At 41.4% G+C, this 17,455-nt stretch carries 19 protein-coding genes; 16 read left to right on the top strand and 3 right to left on the bottom strand.

Going from position 1 to position 17,455, the window contains the following annotated elements; translation table 11 throughout:
- Positions 1-32 precede the first annotated feature (32 nt).
- Positions 33-1,265: a 6-phosphofructokinase gene (locus ACTNC6_RS14470; RefSeq protein ID WP_303243124.1), complete on the bottom strand. Its 1,233-nt coding sequence runs from the start codon at positions 1,263-1,265 to the stop codon at positions 33-35.
- Positions 1,266-1,412: 147 nt separating this feature from the next.
- Here ACTNC6_RS14470 and ACTNC6_RS14475 point away from each other — a divergent pair, with 147 nt between their 5' ends.
- The 13 genes from ACTNC6_RS14475 to ACTNC6_RS14535 all read left to right on the top strand — a co-directional run bounded on the left by ACTNC6_RS14475 (position 1,413) and on the right by ACTNC6_RS14535 (position 12,228).
- On the top strand, positions 1,413-1,721 hold the full coding sequence (locus tag ACTNC6_RS14475; RefSeq protein WP_441036288.1) for a hypothetical protein: 309 nt from the start codon (positions 1,413-1,415) through the stop codon (positions 1,719-1,721).
- 43 nt (positions 1,722-1,764) lie between these two features.
- Positions 1,765-2,985 (top strand): vWA domain-containing protein, encoded by a 1,221-nt coding sequence (locus tag ACTNC6_RS14480; RefSeq protein WP_441044437.1) that lies wholly within the window; start codon positions 1,765-1,767, stop codon positions 2,983-2,985.
- Complete coding sequence (locus ACTNC6_RS14485) at positions 2,982-4,508, top strand: AAA family ATPase (protein WP_441044438.1); 1,527 nt, start codon at positions 2,982-2,984, stop codon at positions 4,506-4,508. The genes ACTNC6_RS14480 and ACTNC6_RS14485 overlap by 4 nt, the downstream gene beginning before the upstream one ends.
- A gap of 34 nt (positions 4,509-4,542) precedes the next feature.
- On the top strand, positions 4,543-5,352 hold the full coding sequence (gene srtB, locus ACTNC6_RS14490) for a class B sortase (RefSeq protein ID WP_441036293.1): 810 nt from the start codon (positions 4,543-4,545) through the stop codon (positions 5,350-5,352).
- Positions 5,353-5,378: 26 nt separating this feature from the next.
- Entirely contained in the window at positions 5,379-6,101 is a 723-nt protein-coding gene (locus ACTNC6_RS14495) for an NAD-dependent protein deacylase (protein ID WP_441036295.1), read from the top strand.
- Between the two features lie 52 nt (positions 6,102-6,153).
- On the top strand, positions 6,154-6,345 hold the full coding sequence (locus ACTNC6_RS14500) for a DUF951 domain-containing protein (RefSeq protein ID WP_019160878.1): 192 nt from the start codon (positions 6,154-6,156) through the stop codon (positions 6,343-6,345).
- Between the two features lie 110 nt (positions 6,346-6,455).
- The gene (gene rpsF, locus ACTNC6_RS14505; RefSeq protein ID WP_019160879.1) at positions 6,456-6,743 is read left to right on the top strand and encodes a 30S ribosomal protein S6; all 288 of its coding nucleotides are present in this window, start codon (positions 6,456-6,458) and stop codon (positions 6,741-6,743) included.
- A 72-nt stretch (positions 6,744-6,815) separates the two neighbouring features.
- On the top strand, positions 6,816-7,271 hold the full coding sequence (locus ACTNC6_RS14510) for a single-stranded DNA-binding protein (RefSeq protein WP_173743811.1): 456 nt from the start codon (positions 6,816-6,818) through the stop codon (positions 7,269-7,271).
- A 35-nt stretch (positions 7,272-7,306) separates the two neighbouring features.
- The gene (gene rpsR, locus ACTNC6_RS14515; RefSeq protein ID WP_019160881.1) at positions 7,307-7,570 is read left to right on the top strand and encodes a 30S ribosomal protein S18; all 264 of its coding nucleotides are present in this window, start codon (positions 7,307-7,309) and stop codon (positions 7,568-7,570) included.
- Between the two features lie 237 nt (positions 7,571-7,807).
- Positions 7,808-9,859 carry a DHH family phosphoesterase gene (locus tag ACTNC6_RS14520; RefSeq protein WP_441044439.1) on the top strand — a complete coding sequence of 684 codons (2,052 nt, stop codon included), beginning with the start codon at positions 7,808-7,810 and terminating at the stop codon, positions 9,857-9,859.
- Positions 9,856-10,302, top strand: coding sequence for a 50S ribosomal protein L9 (gene rplI, locus ACTNC6_RS14525; protein ID WP_019160884.1), 447 nt, complete (start codon positions 9,856-9,858; stop codon positions 10,300-10,302). Before ACTNC6_RS14520 ends, rplI begins: the two co-directional genes overlap by 4 nt.
- Before the next feature lie 21 nt (positions 10,303-10,323).
- The gene (gene dnaB / locus ACTNC6_RS14530) at positions 10,324-11,652 is read left to right on the top strand and encodes a replicative DNA helicase (protein ID WP_019160885.1); all 1,329 of its coding nucleotides are present in this window, start codon (positions 10,324-10,326) and stop codon (positions 11,650-11,652) included.
- A 108-nt stretch (positions 11,653-11,760) separates the two neighbouring features.
- Complete coding sequence (locus ACTNC6_RS14535) at positions 11,761-12,228, top strand: helix-turn-helix domain-containing protein (RefSeq protein ID WP_441036300.1); 468 nt, start codon at positions 11,761-11,763, stop codon at positions 12,226-12,228.
- 84 nt (positions 12,229-12,312) lie between these two features.
- Here ACTNC6_RS14535 and ACTNC6_RS14540 read toward each other — a convergent pair whose 3' ends face one another.
- Complete coding sequence (locus ACTNC6_RS14540) at positions 12,313-12,486, bottom strand: DUF362 domain-containing protein (RefSeq protein WP_008707918.1); 174 nt, start codon at positions 12,484-12,486, stop codon at positions 12,313-12,315.
- A gap of 246 nt (positions 12,487-12,732) precedes the next feature.
- Between ACTNC6_RS14540 and ACTNC6_RS14545 the strand changes: the two genes are divergently transcribed.
- Positions 12,733-12,933, top strand: a complete 201-nt coding sequence (locus ACTNC6_RS14545) for a DUF1858 domain-containing protein (RefSeq protein WP_173743808.1) — start codon at positions 12,733-12,735, stop codon at positions 12,931-12,933.
- Positions 12,934-13,038: 105 nt separating this feature from the next.
- On the opposite strand, the gene ACTNC6_RS14550 is transcribed toward ACTNC6_RS14545, so the two are convergent.
- Positions 13,039-13,788, bottom strand: a complete 750-nt coding sequence (locus tag ACTNC6_RS14550; protein WP_303243116.1) for an adaptor protein MecA — start codon at positions 13,786-13,788, stop codon at positions 13,039-13,041.
- 1,097 nt (positions 13,789-14,885) lie between these two features.
- Between ACTNC6_RS14550 and ACTNC6_RS14555 the strand changes: the two genes are divergently transcribed.
- Together ACTNC6_RS14555 and ACTNC6_RS14560 are read left to right on the top strand one after the other, a co-directional pair.
- Positions 14,886-16,532, top strand: coding sequence for a glycosyl hydrolase family 18 protein (locus ACTNC6_RS14555; RefSeq protein WP_303243115.1), 1,647 nt, complete (start codon positions 14,886-14,888; stop codon positions 16,530-16,532).
- An 85-nt stretch (positions 16,533-16,617) separates the two neighbouring features.
- Positions 16,618-17,307 carry an N-acetylmuramoyl-L-alanine amidase gene (locus tag ACTNC6_RS14560; protein ID WP_441044440.1) on the top strand — a complete coding sequence of 230 codons (690 nt, stop codon included), beginning with the start codon at positions 16,618-16,620 and terminating at the stop codon, positions 17,305-17,307.
- Positions 17,308-17,455 lie beyond the last annotated feature (148 nt).

The raw sequence follows: 17,455 nt of genomic DNA on the forward strand, positions 1-17,455 counted from the left end.
CTGAGGCTGCCAGTGCTTCTCAATATTACATTCTATTTGCGGTATACAAAATCCGGCAGTCCGTCTGTACCAAGGGGAATTTCGACCGTTCCCTGGATTAATGGAGCCGCGTAGTCAAGAAAATCCTGGGTTACATCTGAGCCATCAGCAGTGATCCAGTCTGCAGGAACTGTTTTTTCTTCATTACAGATGGCATTCACATCTTCCAGGCTGCATTTCATGGAATAGCTTCCGTCAGTGCCTGTTTCACGAAGGAAAGAAACCATTTTTCCGGTTTCACCATTCAGTGCTGCCTGTACACCGAAATTACCGGCAGTAACAGCTTCCATCTGGTCAGTGGCGGACATCATGGAGACGGAACAGCGCTGGCTGACATTAAGTTCCACAGAACGTGCTTTTACACCCAGACGGCTGCGTACCAGATTTTCCAGATATTTTCCACAACCTGCCAGCATTTTATGTCCAAAGGTATCTGTACCTACAGAGCTGTCATATTCGCAGATGAAAGTGCCCTCTGCATCGTGGATTCCTTCAGAGACACAGACGATTACATTGCAGTTCTTTTCAAAGGATTTCTCAACAGCTTTGAGGAAAGCTTCCTGATCAAAGGTTGTTTCCGGGAGATAGATCAGGAGTGGATTGTCACCTTTATATTTTCGGGCAAGGGCAGAGGCTGCAGTGAGCCAGCCCGCATGACGGCCCATGATTTCTACAATAGTAACGGATTTTTTCTCATAGACATTTGCATCTATGGTAATTTCACGAACTGTAGAGGCTACATATCTGGCAGCACTTCCAAAGCCTGGAGTGTGGTCAGTATGAACCAGGTCGTTATCAATGGTTTTGGGCTCTCCGATAATGCGGATATCGCTGCCTGTCTGGGCTGCATACCGGGAAAGCTTGCTTACAGTATCCATGGAATCATTTCCGCCAATATAGAAAAACCAGCCGATGTTCATTTCTCTGAATTTTTGAAAAAGTCTGGGGTAAACCGGATCTTCCAGAGATTCAGGAAGCTTATAGCGGCAGGAGCCTAGGTAGGCACCTGGAGTAGTTTTAAGTTTTTCAAGGCTGCTTCCGGGAAGTGCTGTGGCAAAATCTAAAACAGTTCCTGCCAGAAAGCCTTCGATTCCATTTACCATACCGTAAATATGTTGAATTTGTTCGGGATGTCGTAACCCTTCGGACACAACACCGTAGAGACTGCTGTTAATGACTGCAGTAGGGCCGCCGGACTGACCGACGATCAGATTTTTTTTGGACATGAGTTACCTCCTGGATTTTTTTGTAAAAGATATGGAAATCTTTTACTTGTAAAGCTAAAATGATTATATCATAGAGCTACTTTAAATGAAAATCTTTTTGTGATATTATGAAAATCAGATATTAGTACATGAAAACGGGGTGACAGTATGAGGGATCTTAAGCTGTATCAGGCACTGGAAATCTGGTTTGGCGGACAGCAGGAAAACCAGGATGCTAAGTATCAGGAAGCTGAGAAATATCTCAGGCTTCGCATACGTCCGGCAATGGAAATTCTTTTGGAAGAAGAGGATACAGAACGGATGCAGTGTCTGGAGGAACAGGGCTGGTTCGGGAGAAAGGAACTGGATGGTTTTATCTATAGTGCCAGTGAGAAGGAAAAGCTTCGGTCTCTGATATGGTTGCTGCATCTGAAAAATGAAAAGTATGGATATACAGGGAAAGATTTTTCTTTGTAAAACCGAGTAAAAGATCACAGCAGGAGAAAAAGAAACAAAGAATATGGGTAATGCTGAAAAACAAGAGCTTTTGGGAAAGAATATTCTGCAGAACTGCAGAAATGAACTGTATCTGGACTTTCCTTATCTGGACGGGGCATTTGCAGGTCTGGAATACAAGGCGGACAGTAATATTTCCACTATTGGGACAGATGGAGAGAAAATCTATTTTAATCCCCAATTCCTTATGGAAAAATATGTGGAGGATCCTGCTGCTTTAAGAAGAGGATATCTGCATATTCTGTTACATTGCCTGTATCTGCATGTTTTTCTGATACCGCAGGGTTCGGAAGTATCAGCAGAAGCTGTTAAAAGAAATGAATGGGATAGGGAATGTGATCGTTTTGTTGAAAATCTGATTGAAAAAGCAGTCCGGGAGAAAAAAATACAAAGTCTGGACAGGCGTGTCTCTGATTTTTCTGAAAAAGACAATCATTTTGACGATCATTCTATCTGGAGGATACATTGGGGATTTTCATCTGACAGCAAAAGGAACAGGGAGAAGTGGGAACATATTTTAGCATATACTTCTCAGAATAAGAACGGAAGTCAGGGAAAGGCCGGGAGCAGGTCTGATAACCGGCAGGAAGAACTGGATGAGATTTATCGAAGCAGGTACGATTACCGGAAATTTCTGAAACAGTTTTCCAGACCACGGGAAGAAGTGGAACTGGACACAGAGAGCTTTGATTATATATTTTATCATTATGGCATGGAGCATTATAAAAATCTTCCGTTGATAGAACCATTAGAATACAAAGAAGTAAATCGTCTGGAGGAGCTGGTGATCGCAATCGATACTTCCGCTTCCTGCTCCAGAGAAACAGTGCAGCATTTTCTGGGAGAAACTTATGCCATTCTCAGTGAAAGGGAGAATTTTTTTCATAAAATGAAGGTGTATATTCTTCAATGTGACTGCTTTTTACAAAAAGTGGATGTAATTCATTCTGAGGAAGAATGGAAGGAATATGCTGATCAGGTGGTGATCCAGGGCAGAGGCGGTACGGATTTTCGTCCAGTGTTTCAGTTTGTCAGGGAGAAACAGAGGAAAAAGGAATTGGAGAATCTCCGGGCACTGATTTATTTTACAGATGGTGATGGCATTTATCCCAGGCAGAAACCAGATTATGAAACTGCTTTTGTATTCCTGGAACGTTCAGAGAAAATGAAATTGGTTCCGGACTGGGCACTTTGCCTGATTACAGGGCAGAAGGAGAAAAAATGAACATACAGGAAGCAAAAAAAGAAATCTGTCATACTTTAAAAGCATATCTGATGAAGGATGAACATGGGACATATAGTTATCCTGTTTTGCGGCAGAGACCGATTCTTCTTATGGGACCGCCAGGTATTGGGAAAACTGCTGTTGTAGAACAGGCAGCCAGGGAATGTGGGCTGGGCTGTATATCTTATACAATTACCCATCATACCAGACAGAGTGCCATTGGACTTCCGGAAATCAGTCACAGGGTTTATAATGACAGAAAAGTGACAGTGACGGATTATACCATGAGTGAGATTGTGGCATCGGTATATGATTACATGGAAGCAACCGGGAAGAAAGAGGGAATTCTTTTTATTGATGAGATTAACTGTGTGTCGGAAACATTGGCACCGGCTATGCTTGCACTGTTGCAGAATAAGACTTTTGGCAGTCATAAGATTCCGGAAGGGTGGATTCTTGTTGCAGCCGGAAATCCTCCGCAATATAATAAATCTGTCAGGGAATTTGATATCGTAACGCTGGACAGGGTGCGAAAAATTGAGATTGAACCGGATTGCAGAGCATGGCTTTCCTATGCCAGGGCAAACCATGTACATAGGGCAGTGACGTCTTATCTAGAAATGAAAAAGCAGAATTTTTATTTGGTGGAAAATTCAGCAGACGGAAAATTTTTTGTTACAGCCAGAGGCTGGGAAGATTTGTCCAGACTTCTGGACAGCTATGAAAAACTGGGATTTGAAATCAGAAATGAAATAATCGGAGAATTTTTGCAGAAAGAGGAAATTGTGAGAGATTTTTCTGCATATTATGGGCTGTATAGAAAATATGGACAGGATTATGATTTTTCAGGTATTTTGAATGGGACATGTACAGAAGAGGAACAGAGAAAAAAGGAGATGGCCGTTTCCCAGGGAAGCTTTGAAGAAAAATTTGCAGTGGTAAATCTTTTAAATGGGGCTCTGGACAGTGCTGCTGCGGAATATGAGAAACTGGAACAGTTTACTGAGACATTATATTCCCAGCTGCTTTATCTGAAATCATATCTTAAAAAGGAAAGTGAACAGGACTTCAGAAACAGACTGGATGATTTTATTCAGAAGCAGCGGCAGAGTCTGATGGTAAAAGCGGATATGGAGTTGATTTCAGTGGGGGAACACCAGCTCCAGGAGAAAACACTGAAAACTCTGGAGACATATGTGAACCGTGTAAAAGGGGAACATATCCGGGAATCTCAGGATGGTTTTGATAAAATCAGGGAGTATTTCAGGGAAGAGGTGGAAATCCGGGATAAAGAGACAACAAAAATGGAAACAAAACTTCAGCGGGCCTTTGCATTTATAAAAAATAGTTTTGGCGATGGACAGGAGCTGCTTTTATTTATTACAGAGATAACCGGAAGTCCTGTACTTGTAGATTTTATTGCACAAAATGGCTGTCCGGCTTATTTTAAATATAGCAGGACATTGCTGGGGAAAAACAGAGAAAGAGAATTACAGAAGATGTGCCGGGAAGTATTACAATAAATGAAATATATTAAGTTATTTTGGAGGTGACTGCATGTCAGAGAAGAAACCGAAAAAAAAGAAAACAGCAGGAGATGTGATTCTCACAGTGATTCTGATCGCAGCAATTTGTATTTTTTGCTATGCCGGCTATAATTTGTTTCATATTTATACAGAGTACAAAAAGGGAACAGATGAGTACAATCATATAGCACAGATGGCAGTGACAGAGCGTGACCCGGAGGAAGCGGCGGAACCCACTGCAGAAGGGGGACTGGAGGCTCCTATGAACATTGACTTTAAATCTCTGAAAAGTGTTAATGATGATGTGGTGGGATGGATTTATGTGGAAGCTGTGCCGGATATTAATTATCCGGTTGTCCATGGAGAGGATAATGAGACTTACCTGCATCATACTTATGAAAAAAACTATAATTTTGCAGGTACCATATTCGTGGATTATGAGAATAAAGGGGATTTTAATGACTGTAATACCATTGTCTATGGACATAATATGAAAAACGGGTCCATGTTTGCTCAGCTGAAGAAATTTTCAAGTAACAGTGATACATATGAAAAGAGTAAATATTTCTGGATTTTTACACCGGAGAAAAATTACAGATATGAAATTATTTCTGCTTATACCACAGGTGCAAAAAGTGACACCTATACCTTGTTCAAAGGACCAGGAGAGGAATTTCAGGAATATCTGAAAAAGATCCGCGGTTATTCGGAAATACAGACAGATGCCGGTGATCTTACAGTAAAAGACAAGATTGTCACATTATCTACCTGTACCGGAAATCAGGCTACAAGATATGTTGTACAGGGCAGACGTGTGGATGCATTAGATGTGGCACAGTAAAATAGAAATACAGGAGGAACTGGAATATGTCAGGTGAGATTGAAAAATTGCAGGAGCTTGTTGATCAGTATGATAACATTGTATTTTTTGGAGGAGCAGGAGTTTCCACTGAGAGCGGAATTCCGGATTTCAGAAGTCAGGACGGACTGTATCACCAGAAGTATGATTATCCTCCGGAAACCATCTTAAGCCATACTTTTTTTATGAAGCGTCCGGAGGAGTTTTATAAATTTTACAGGGATAAGATGCTCTGCGATACAGCAAAACCAAATGCTGCCCATCAGAAGCTTGCAGAGCTGGAACAGGCAGGAAAGCTGAAGGCTGTGATCACACAGAATATTGACAATCTCCATCAGATGGCAGGCAGTAAGAAGGTTCTGGAGCTGCATGGAAGTGTGTATCGCAATTATTGTATGAAATGTGGCAGTTTTTATGATTTTGCGCATATAAAAGCTTCCACGGGAGTTCCCAGATGCGAATGCGGCGGGATCATCAAACCGGATGTAGTTCTCTATGAGGAGGGACTGGATAATCAGACGATCAATGAGGCAGTGAAAGCAATTTCAGAAGCACAGGTACTCATCATCGGCGGCACTTCACTGGCTGTTTATCCTGCTGCCGGGTTGATCGACTATTTCAGAGGAGAGCATTTGGTTGTGATCAATAAATCTCCCACACCAAGAGACAGGTATGCAGACCTGTTGATTCAGGAGCCCATCGGACAGGTATTTGCACAGATTCGATGCTGATGTACTAGTACTAGAGTGTGTTTGAAAAAATAGAAAGCAGAGGAGTAAAAAAATGGGACTTTCTTATGAAGTGGGCGATATCGTTACATTGAAAAAAGTCCATCCCTGTGGAAGCAGGGACTGGGAAATTTTGCGTGTAGGTGCGGATTTTCGCCTGAAATGTACAGGCTGTGGGCACCAGATTATGGTTCCGCGCAAAATGGTAGAAAAAAACACGAAAAATCTTATGAAAAAAGAAAAATAAGACTTTACAGGCCGGGAAAATTATGTTAGAATCAACACTCGTGATATATTTTATATCCTTGCTCTTTGACAGGCAAAGGGCCAACAGACCATAAGGAGGTAAAGCAAGACATGAACAAGTACGAGTTAGCATTAGTTGTTAGTGCAAAAGTTGAAGACGAAGTACGTGATGCAGTTGTTGAGAAAGCAAAAGGATACATCACCCGTTACAACGGCACTATCACAGAAGTAGAAGAATGGGGTAAGAAGAAATTAGCTTACGAAATTCAGAAAATGCATGAAGGCTTCTACTATTTCATTCAGTTTGAAGCAGACGCACAGTGTCCGGCAGAGATCGAGAGACACGTTCGTATCATGGACAATGTATTAAGATACTTAGTCGTAAGAAAAGACGCATAATCTTATACAGAAATGATTTTAGAAGGCACCATTAAGAAACCCGTTCAGGAACAGAAATGATGAGGTAATGATATGAACAAAGTAGTTTTAATGGGACGCTTGACCAGAGATCCTGAGGTGAGATATTCCGCAGGTGAGAATGCATTGGCAATTGCCAGATATACATTGGCTGTAGATCGCAGATTCCGCCGTGATGGTGAGGCTACTGCAGATTTTATCAACTGTGTTTCCTTTGGACGCACCGCTGAATTTGCAGAGAAGTATTTCCGTCAGGGATTGAGAATTGTGGTTTCCGGACGTATTCAGACCGGAAGCTACACCAACCGTGAAGGACAGAAGGTTTACACTACAGAAGTAGTTGTAGAGGAGCAGGAGTTTGCGGAGAGCAAGTCTGCAAGTGATAACTATGCAGCTTCCCATCCGAGAACAGAAGCGCCGGCACCATCCATGCCCAATCCTGGTGCAGCAAGTACAGACGGATTTATGAATATTCCGGATGGAATTGATGTGGAATTGCCATTTAACTAAAGCAAACTGATAGAATAAGATAGGAGGAAGCAACCATGGCTTTTAATAGAGGCGAAAGACCAGACTCTCCAATGAAGAGAAGAGGCGGCCGCAGAAGAAAAAAAGTTTGTGTATTCTGTGGTAAAGAAAATAACGAAATCGACTACAAGGATGTAGCAAAATTAAGAAAATATGTTTCTGAAAGAGGAAAAATCCTTCCAAGAAGAATCACAGGAAACTGTGCAAAACATCAGAGAGCACTGACAGTTGCTATTAAGAGAGCACGTCATATGTCTATGATGCCATACATCCAGGACTAATCCAATGATGAATATTGAGGCTGCTTGCAAAAGCGTTTCCTGCGGGAAGACTTTTGCAGCAGTCTCATTCTTTTTTTACTCTGCTATGGTAAATTATGTGGAACTCTGTTATAATATCTCTTGTACTGGCAGAAAAAAAGATGTTTTGTCCGCTGCCGGAACCATAAGTAAAGCAGGAGCACAAAAACAAGACAGATTTACTGCGGAGAGAACCGCAGTGATCAGAAAGAAAAAGATATGAATAATAAATTAAAACTAAGAGGGCACATGAAGGCTTTTATGAGCTGGCCGTTGATTCTTACAGGTCTGCTGGTTGTGACGAATATACTGGTTTATTTTACAAGTATAAAGGCCGGTATTATTTTGTCAGTAGCTTTGATTATTTATGTTGGAATGGCTTTGCTTGTATTGCGGTGTCACAGACCATTTATTATCAATGATCTGATAGCCTTTGCCAACAGGTACGATGTACTTGAGAAAAGAATTCTTGAGGAGCTGGCCTTGCCCTATGCCATTATGGATACAAATGGCAAAATGATCTGGTCCAATAAGGTATTTTCGGAACTGACAGGGAAGGACCAGTTTTATAAAAAGAATATCAGTTCCATATTTCCGGATATTACGGCAGATAAGCTTCCGGCTTTGGATCAAAAGGATCCCAGTGAAATGAATACACAGGTTGGAGAGCGGATTTACCGTATTTCCATGCAGAGAGTATCGCTGGGCGAGGTAGTCTCCAACAGTGAAATCTTTGAGACTGTGACCAGGGATGTAGATCTGATTGCGCTGTATATGTATGATGACACTCAGCTGAAAGAGTATATTCAGAAAAATGAGGACAATAAACTGGTAGTTGCACTGGCATATCTGGACAATTATGAGGAAGCGCTGGAGAGTGTGGAGGATGTACGCCGGTCTCTGCTGATTGCTCTAATTGATCGAAAGATTACAAAATATTTTTCTAATTTTGATGGTCTGGTGAAAAAAATGGAGAAGGATAAATATTTCCTGATCATGCGCCAGAGTTCTCTGGAAGCATTAAAAGAACAGAGATTCCATATTCTGGATGAGGTTAAGACTGTTAATATTGGAAACGAAATGGCGATTACCCTCAGTATTGGTATCGGATTGAACGCGGCTAATTATATTCAGGATTATGAGTATTCCAGAATTGCCATTGAGATGGCTTTGGGACGCGGCGGAGATCAGGTAGTGATCAAAAACGGAAACAATATTACTTATTATGGCGGTAAGACCCAGCAGATGGAGAAAACCACCAGGGTGAAAGCGAGGGTAAAAGCACAGGCACTGAAGGAATTTATGAGTACTAAGGATCGTGTGGTTGTTATGGGACACAAGATCACAGATGTGGATGCCCTGGGTGCAGCTATTGGTATTTATCGTGCAGGTAAGACTCTTGGAAAGACTGTAAATATTGTTGTAAATGATCCGACCACATCCATAAGGCCGCTTATGATGGGATATATGAATAATTCAGAATATGAGCCATCTATGTTTATAACCAGTGATCAGGCCAGGGATTTGGTAGATAATAATACAGTTGTAGTAGTGGTGGATACCAATAAACCAAGCTATACAGAATGTCAGGATTTGCTATATATGACAAAAACAGTAGTTGTGCTGGATCATCACAGACGGGGCAGCGAGGTGATTGAAAATGCTGTGCTTTCTTATGTAGAGCCTTATGCATCTTCTGCCTGTGAGATGGTGGCTGAGATTCTGCAGTATTTTTCAGATGATCTGCGTATCCGCAGTATGGAGGCAGATTGTCTGTACGCAGGTATTATGATCGATACCAATAATTTTACCACCCGTGCAGGAGTGCGAACCTTTGAGGCAGCAGCCTTTTTGCGCAGAAGCGGCGCTGATGTAACCAGAGTGCGTAAGATGCTGAGAGATAATCTGGAATCCTATCAGGCCCGTGCAGAAGCGGTGCGTACAGCGCATATATACAGAGACTGTTTTGCGATTGCCAGATGCCCAAGTGAGGGTGTGGACAGTCCAACGGTTGTGGGGGCTCAGGCAGCCAATGAACTTCTGAATATTGCAGGGGTGAAGGCTTCTTTTGTACTGACACAGTATAATAATGAAGTGTATATCAGCGCCCGTGCTATTGATGAAGTAAATGTACAGGTGATGATGGAAAAGATGGGCGGCGGCGGTCACATGAACATTGCCGGGGCTCAGGTAAAAGCATCTCCGGATGAAGTGGAGAAAATGCTCAAAGACATTATAGATAAGGAATATCAGGAGGAGAGCGTAAAATGAAAGTGATTTTACTTGAAGATGTAAAGGCTCTTGGAAAAAAGGGCCAGATTGTAAATGTAAGTGATGGATATGCCAGAAATATGATCCTTCCCAAAAAACTGGGACTGGAGGCGACTCCGAAGAATTTAAATGATTTAAAGCTTCAGAAAGCAAATGAAGAAAAGGTTGCCAAAGAGATCTATGAGGCAGCCCAAGCTTTTGCAAAGGATCTGGAGACAAAGGAAATTATTCTGACACTTAAGACTGGAGAAGGTGGAAGGACCTTTGGTTCTGTTTCTTCAAAAGAGATTTCGGAAGCTGCAAAAAAACAGCTGAATCTGGATATTGATAAAAAGAAACTTCAGCTTTCAGAACCGATCCGCTGCCTTGGCGTAACACAGGTACCGGTTCGTCTTCATCCTAAGGTAACAGGAACCCTTAAAGTCTGGGTAAAAGAAGCTTAAGCTTTCCGGAGGTAAAGGCGAATGGAAGAAGCGCTGATTAAGAGAATCCTTCCTCATAGTGTGGAGGCAGAACGTTCGGTGATCGCATCTATGCTTTTGGACAGAGACGCGATCCTGAAGGCCTCCGAGATGCTTACCAGCGATGATTTTTATCAGAAGCAGTATGGTATTATTTTTGATGCCATGGTGGAGCTTTGCAATGAGGGGAAAACAGTAGACCCTGTTATTCTTCAGAATCGTCTGAAAGAAAAAGAATTACCGCCTGACATTACCAGTATGGAGTATATGAAGGATCTGTTTACCGAAGAGGTAACCTCAGTACTGGTAAAGGATTATGCAGAAATTGTAAGCCAGAAAGCGGTCCTTCGACGCCTGATCAAGGCGAACGAAGAGATTGCCAATACCTGTTATCTTGAGAAAGAGAGTACAGAGGTGATCCTGGAAGAGGCGGAAAAGAAACTGTTCCATATTCTGCAGCAGAGAAACAGTGAGGAATATGTGCCAATCCAGCAGGTTGTGCTTAATGCTATCAATAACATTGAGAAAGCTTCCAAGCTTAAGGGATCTGTCACCGGAATCCCTACAGGCTTTGTGGATCTGGACTATAAAACGTCGGGCATGCATGCTTCGGATCTGGTGCTTATTGCAGCTCGTCCTTCTATGGGAAAGACGGCTTTTGTTCTGAATATTGCTCAGTATATGGCATTCCGTAAGGATGTGACAGTGGCAATCTTCAGTCTGGAAATGTCCAAGGAACAGCTGGTTAACCGACTTCTTGCTATGGAATCCCATGTGGATTCCCAGAATATGCGTACCGGTAATCTGAAAGACGAAGACTGGACAAAGCTGGTGGAAGGTGCAGATATTATAGGTAAATCCAATCTGATCATTGATGATACACCGGGTATTTCCATTGCAGAGATGCGATCCAAGTGTCGTAAATATAAACTGGAACATAATCTTGGAATTATTATGATTGATTATCTTCAGCTGATGAGCGGCAGTGGAAAGAGTGATTCGAGACAGCAGGAAATTTCAGATATTTCCCGTTCTCTCAAAGCGTTGGCAAGGGAACTGGATGTGCCGGTGATCGCACTGTCTCAGCTAAGCCGTGCAGTGGAACAGCGTCCTGATCACAGACCAATGCTTTCTGATCTCCGAGAATCCGGAGCCATTGAGCAGGATGCCGATGTGGTAATGTTTATTTACCGAGATGACTATTATCACAAGGATACCGAAAAGAAGGATATTGCGGAGATTATTATTGCAAAACAGAGAAACGGTCCCATTGGAACTGTGGAGCTGGTATGGCTGCCAAGATATACTCAGTTTGTAAATATGAAAAAGTAGAAAGCCAGGTGAACAGTAATATTTTGAAAAATCCTGTCAATGAAATTTCCTTGCAATCTGTTCGGGATATTTTTATAATAAAATATGCATCGGACAGGAGGGATAGCATTGGAACAGAAATATACTGTGACTCAGGCGGCGGAAATCCTGGGAGTGAGAACTTCTGTTCTCAGATACTGGGAGGAGGAACTGCAGCTGCGTATCAGCAGAAATGCACAGGGACATCGTTACTACACAGGATATGATATTACTCTTCTGGCTAATATAAAGGAACTTAAGAAAAGAGGACTGGCACTTCGAGCAATCAAAGAACTGCTTCCGAAAATTGCCTGTACTGAGCCGGGAGACGGAAACAGTAAGGTAAAGCTTCTGGAAACTTCACAGGAAAGGGACAACAGGATTCTTGAATTTCAGAAAATCATGGAGAGGCTGATCAATCAGGAACTCCGGATGAAGAGAGAGGGAGAAATACAGTGCCGCAATCTGGATGAAGCCATACGAAACAGACAGCTTGCAAGAAAAGAAGCGGCAGCAGCCCGGGAGAAAAAGCCCAGAAAAAAAAACAGAACAGCATAATAAAAAATTGCCGTCCTCAGTCAGATGACTGAAGAACGGCAATTTTTGTTTTGGTCAAATTACTGCAATACAGTAATACTGATATTATTCTGCTGGATGAATAGCTTCTGTTGGGCAAGCGTCTGCGCATGTGCCACAGTCTAAGCATGCATCAGCATCGATTACATAATGCTCATCTCCCTGAGAGATAGCTTCTGCTGGACATTCGCTTTCACATGTTCCGCAGCTTACACATTCGTCTGAAATTACATATGCCATAGTTATAATCCTCCTTAATTGTAAATATGTAACAGTGTTTTAGTACCCTTCTGGGTTCTAGTCCTATTTTAATATATAAGTTCATGGATTACAAGTATAAAATTTGATACATGGTTATAAATATATTTGTTGATTCTTGATAAAATTAGTATTATAATGTTACTGGGCATAAAATGAACAGTAACATTATAATACTACCGTGTAGAAATGCCCGTATTTCTGATACAGACAAGGAGGAAACATATAATGGCTAAAGTTACTAAAAATATGCTGATTGGACAGCTTCTGCAGATAGATCCTAATATCGCAGCAATCCTTATGAGAGCAGGAATGCATTGCATCGGATGCCCGTCATCTCAGATGGAATCTTTGGAAGAGGCAGCTATGGTTCATGGTATGGATGTAGATGTTCTGGTTCAGCAGATCAATGATTTTCTTGGAGAATAATTTCAGAAAATAATAGGAAAAACAAATAAAAGAGGAGAACTCATATATTTCCGGTGAGTTCTCCTCTTTTGTAATGTTGATTTATGAGCGGGTTGGTAAGTCATATTATAATTGTGACAATTGCAGAAGCGCAGAGGAAGAAATAATCTCTCCGTGTTCTGCAAGGTAAGCTTCGCCTGATGAGGTGAAAGCCCGGCCGCTGCCATATTCCGTAAGAATATTGCAGATTTTATTGAATTCTTCAGGGGAGCATGATGACTGATGGATGACCAGTTTGTAAATATCATCAGAAGGATCCTTGTATAAGGTATTGCTTCCTGTGAAATAACCGTTCAGTCCACGTGCTGCAGCAATCACATCATCCAGATCATCAAATTCATAAAGGCGGATCAGATTAACAGCTGCATTCTCCGGGAGATCTTCTTTGCCTTTTACAGGCTCTGTAGTATCGGCTGTACTGGATTTTTTTGCAGAATTTCTGACTTTTGCTTCACAAAGCTTTTGAAATATATCGATAATATTGTCGGCACCGTCTAGCTGGACAGTATCAGCAGATTCTCGTCCCTTAAAAGGAGAAAATTTGGAAAAACGTGTATCCAGTTCCTCGGGATCCTCCACTTTGGTAATGATCAGGATAATACTTTCTGTACTTACTGGAATAGCCTCGATCATCAGAGGAATGTTATCTGCTTCAAATCCGAATTGAATCTGTGCCTGCTGCATCATGTCCCGAAAAAGCTTTTTGGCTTTGTCTGTTCCATAAGCAAGTTCGCTGATACGGATCTGATGACTTTCCAGATCTTCTCTGGTTAAGGTACAGCGTATCTGATTATCATTTATTTTTTCTATTTTCATGTCATATCACATCCTATTCTGTTTTTATATAGTATGATGGTTACTGTTCACTCTGTACGCAGCAACATATAATGACTTACAATGCCCTGGTAAGCAGCTAAGATATAGCTGCTGTTCACTATCTGTACAGTTTATACTGTTGAATAGCTACTTATATACAGTATATTATATAACATGAAACTGTAAAATGTAAAGGCAAGTCATTTGCCTAATTATAAAAAATTTGGGAACAAAATCGAAAAAATTAAACAAATTGATGAAAAGCATTGCGTATAATTGTAAATGCTGTATAATGAAAAACAGGAGAAAACAATCTGTCTGTAATCCATAAATATGCAGCCTGAGAGTAACCTATATCAATATTATAATATTCATTAAGCTTCACTGCCCTTTTATCCTGCAGCGTTCTTGCTGTGGCAGTGCTCAGATGAATTCCCATGAAAATAAATTGGAGTTTGCAGAGTATTTTGTTTTTTCCGGAAACCAGTAGTGGTGCTTTCTATTATCTGACCTTATCAGACCAGAGAGGGTGTGGTAGGTCATGGCAGGCAGCAGCCCTTCGATTCTTAACTGCCTGACTAATACAGGAAAGGAGGACAGAATACGGAAAATATATCACGGGCCAGGAAACAAAACCTGCGTAAGCCGCTGGAACAGGAGTTAAAAAGGTATCAGTCTCAGGGAATATCTTTATATCTTGACGGATATCCAAGTACTCCTAAAAACATTGCAAAAGCCTGTCAGATTGCAGAAAATGGTGGTTACATGCGGGATTACATTTCAGATGAAAAAGGACAGATTGCTCGTGTCAACTTCGATTTTGTCGAAGAAAAATAACAGAAGATAAAACTGGTGAGCCATAAGCCTCTGTGCCAGGTAAAAAAAACAGGCTGTCCGAAATATACAGAATATTTCCTCGATGTTCATAATGCCTCCGGGCAGCCTGTTTATTTGAAATATCCCATGATAGTATGATTTAAATGGAAATTTCAGGTAAATCTTAAAAAATTATGAAAAGTTGATTTTTGTAATGCATTTGTAATAAAATATGATATAATGCTATAGTAATCAGTAATTATACCGAAAGGAAAAAAGTCATGAATAAGAAAATAAAACCCGCAATTGCAGTGATTGTCCTGATTTTTCTGGTAGCAATGATCGGGCTTTTGAGTCATGTGATCATGAAACGTATCCCTACAAAAGAGAAAATGGATCTGAATGAATATTACGGAGAACTGGGGGATGGAGAAGCGGCATTGGTTCTGGGAACAGAGCTCCTGGATGAGAAGGCGTTGGTAGCAGGGGAGAGAGTTTATCTTCCTCTTGATGTAGTGAATACATATTTGAATCAGAGATATTACTGGGATGCTGCCAATAAGCAGATCCTGTATGCAACACCATCAGAAGTAATTACCGCAGCAGCTGCATCAGAAGCAGGTGACCAGGTATGGTTAAAGGACGATAGGGTGTATCTGAATCTGTCATATGTACAGCAGTATACAGATATTGATGCATATATATATAAAGATCCTTACCGGGTTGCGATCCAGTATCAGTTTGATAAGATCAAAACTGTAAAAGCAGAGAAAAATATAGCAGTTCGTTATCGGGGCGGAATTAAATCCAGTATTCTTACAGAAGTGAAAAAAGGAACAAAGCTCCGTCTGCTGGAGGAACTTGAGGATTGGGATCAGGTTGCTACAGATGACGGATACATTGGATATGTGGAGAAAAAGAAAGTAGGAAAAGTGGAAGAAACTACTTTTGAACGCAATTTCCAGGGTGAAGAATATACTTATATTACCATGGATGATCCTGTGAATATGGTATGGCATCAGGTTACTTCCACAGATGCCAATGCATATCTGGAAGATGCCATTGCAAATATGACAGGGGTGAATGTGATCTCACCAACCTGGTTCTGTCTGACGGATACAGCAGGTAATATTTCCAATATTGCAAGTGCAGATTATGTTGCCAAAGCACATGAAAAAGGCCTGAAGGTATGGGGACTGATCGACAACTTTACTCAGGATGTAAGTACTATGGAAACTCTGTCAAATACAGCATCCAGACAGAATCTCATTACTCAGCTGATACAGGCTGCAGTTAATGTGGGACTGGATGGCATTAATGTGGATTTTGAGTCACTCAGTGAGGATGTGGGAATTCATTTCCTGGAATTTCTGAGAGAACTGTCTGTTGAATGCCATAAAAATAATCTGGTACTTTCCGTGGATAATCCTGTTCCTGAGGATTTCACCAGCCATTATGACCGGGCTGAGCAGGGAAGAGTTGTGGATTATGTGATTATTATGGGGTATGATGAGCATTATTCAGGGTCTGACGCAGGATCAGTTGCATCACTGCCATGGGTAGAACAGGGAATTCAGGATACACTGGAAGAAGTACCGGCAGACCGTGTGATCAACGCAGTTCCCTTCTATACAAGATTGTGGAAAACAACAGGTGGAGCTGTTACAAGTGAGGCAATTGGCATGGATCAGGCTCAGCAGGTGATCTCTGAGAAAAATGTGGAAACTTACTGGGATAAGAATACTTCTCAGAATTACGGAACCTATGAGGAGGATAATTCCACCTATCAGATATGGCTGGAGGATGCAGAGTCTATTGCTGCCAAGGTAAAACTGGCATCTAAGTATAAGCTGGCCGGTGTGGCTGCATGGAAGCTGGGATTTGAGAATAGCGGTATCTGGCAGGTGATCACAGATAATTTGCAGTAAATAAATAATACAAAGGAAAAACAGGAATGTGTAAAATACTCTCTGGCATATATTAAGGTGAATATGGCAGGGGGTATTTTATTTTTTGGAAAAGCGAGGGACAAAGCTTGTATTAATCTGTTTGTTTCTGATCGGTGTTTATATACTGGCTCGGGAGGCTGCTCTGGTGTCCGGAAAAAACCATAACCGGGATCCCGGAAAAATGATATTGGTAGATGCAGGTCATGGTGGAACTGATCCCGGGATGATAGGGGTTGGGGGATTAAAAGAAAAGGAAATCAATCTGGAAATCGCTAATAGGCTGAAAAAAGTTCTTGAGGAAAAGGGATATTATGTGATAATGACCAGGAAGGAAGATAAGGGATTGTATGACAAGGACTGTAAAAATCAGAAAGTCCAGGATCTTCAGAGGCGAATTGCACTGATTGGAAAATACAAGCCTCTTTTATGTGTAAGTATTCATCAGAACAGCTATCAGGATCCTGAGGTATACGGTCCCCAGGTGTTCTATTATGAGGATTCCATACAGGGAAAGGAACTGGCCGGTTATATTCAGGATGCGTTAAATACCTGTCTGGATGTGACAAGACCCAGGGCTCCAAAGGGAAACCGTACCTATTATCTTCTGAAACGAAGTGAAAGTGTCTTGAATATTGTAGAATGTGGCTTTTTGACCAATCCAGAGGAAGCAGAGCTGCTGCAGACATCTGAATATCAGCAGAAGGTTGCTTATGCAGTGGCACTGGGAATTGATAAATACCTTAAAAGCACTTAAATGTTTCTTTTATGTGAAGTTACTTTTAAAGTGTATTTGTTTTTGTTATACTGATAGAGCTAGTATATCTTTTTCGAAATAGCTATACCACTCGCTTGTCTGTGAATCCGATTGGTATAGTTCTTTACGAAACGATGTACTGGCAAAG

It is taken from the genome of Blautia sp. HCP3S3_C4 (assembly GCF_052064095.1).
Classification (GTDB): Bacteria; Bacillota; Clostridia; order Lachnospirales; family Lachnospiraceae; genus Blautia_A.

Excerpts from the sequence above, each read along its gene's own strand:
- ACTNC6_RS14470 (WP_303243124.1), bottom strand. The coding sequence starts at position 1,265 with ATGTCCAAAAAAAATCTGATCGTCGGTCAGTCCGGCGGCCCTACTGCA.
- ACTNC6_RS14475 (WP_441036288.1), top strand. The coding sequence starts at position 1,413 with ATGAGGGATCTTAAGCTGTATCAGGCACTGGAAATCTGGTTTGGCGGA.
- ACTNC6_RS14480 (WP_441044437.1), top strand. The coding sequence starts at position 1,765 with ATGGGTAATGCTGAAAAACAAGAGCTTTTGGGAAAGAATATTCTGCAG.
- ACTNC6_RS14485 (WP_441044438.1), top strand. The coding sequence starts at position 2,982 with ATGAACATACAGGAAGCAAAAAAAGAAATCTGTCATACTTTAAAAGCA.
- srtB (WP_441036293.1), top strand. The coding sequence starts at position 4,543 with ATGTCAGAGAAGAAACCGAAAAAAAAGAAAACAGCAGGAGATGTGATT.
- ACTNC6_RS14495 (WP_441036295.1), top strand. The coding sequence starts at position 5,379 with ATGTCAGGTGAGATTGAAAAATTGCAGGAGCTTGTTGATCAGTATGAT.
- ACTNC6_RS14500 (WP_019160878.1), top strand. The coding sequence starts at position 6,154 with ATGGGACTTTCTTATGAAGTGGGCGATATCGTTACATTGAAAAAAGTC.
- rpsF (WP_019160879.1), top strand. The coding sequence starts at position 6,456 with ATGAACAAGTACGAGTTAGCATTAGTTGTTAGTGCAAAAGTTGAAGAC.
- ACTNC6_RS14510 (WP_173743811.1), top strand. The coding sequence starts at position 6,816 with ATGAACAAAGTAGTTTTAATGGGACGCTTGACCAGAGATCCTGAGGTG.
- rpsR (WP_019160881.1), top strand. The coding sequence starts at position 7,307 with ATGGCTTTTAATAGAGGCGAAAGACCAGACTCTCCAATGAAGAGAAGA.
- ACTNC6_RS14520 (WP_441044439.1), top strand. The coding sequence starts at position 7,808 with ATGAATAATAAATTAAAACTAAGAGGGCACATGAAGGCTTTTATGAGC.
- rplI (WP_019160884.1), top strand. The coding sequence starts at position 9,856 with ATGAAAGTGATTTTACTTGAAGATGTAAAGGCTCTTGGAAAAAAGGGC.
- dnaB (WP_019160885.1), top strand. The coding sequence starts at position 10,324 with ATGGAAGAAGCGCTGATTAAGAGAATCCTTCCTCATAGTGTGGAGGCA.
- ACTNC6_RS14540 (WP_008707918.1), bottom strand. The coding sequence starts at position 12,486 with ATGGCATATGTAATTTCAGACGAATGTGTAAGCTGCGGAACATGTGAA.
- ACTNC6_RS14545 (WP_173743808.1), top strand. The coding sequence starts at position 12,733 with ATGGCTAAAGTTACTAAAAATATGCTGATTGGACAGCTTCTGCAGATA.
- ACTNC6_RS14550 (WP_303243116.1), bottom strand. The coding sequence starts at position 13,788 with ATGAAAATAGAAAAAATAAATGATAATCAGATACGCTGTACCTTAACC.
- ACTNC6_RS14555 (WP_303243115.1), top strand. The coding sequence starts at position 14,886 with ATGAATAAGAAAATAAAACCCGCAATTGCAGTGATTGTCCTGATTTTT.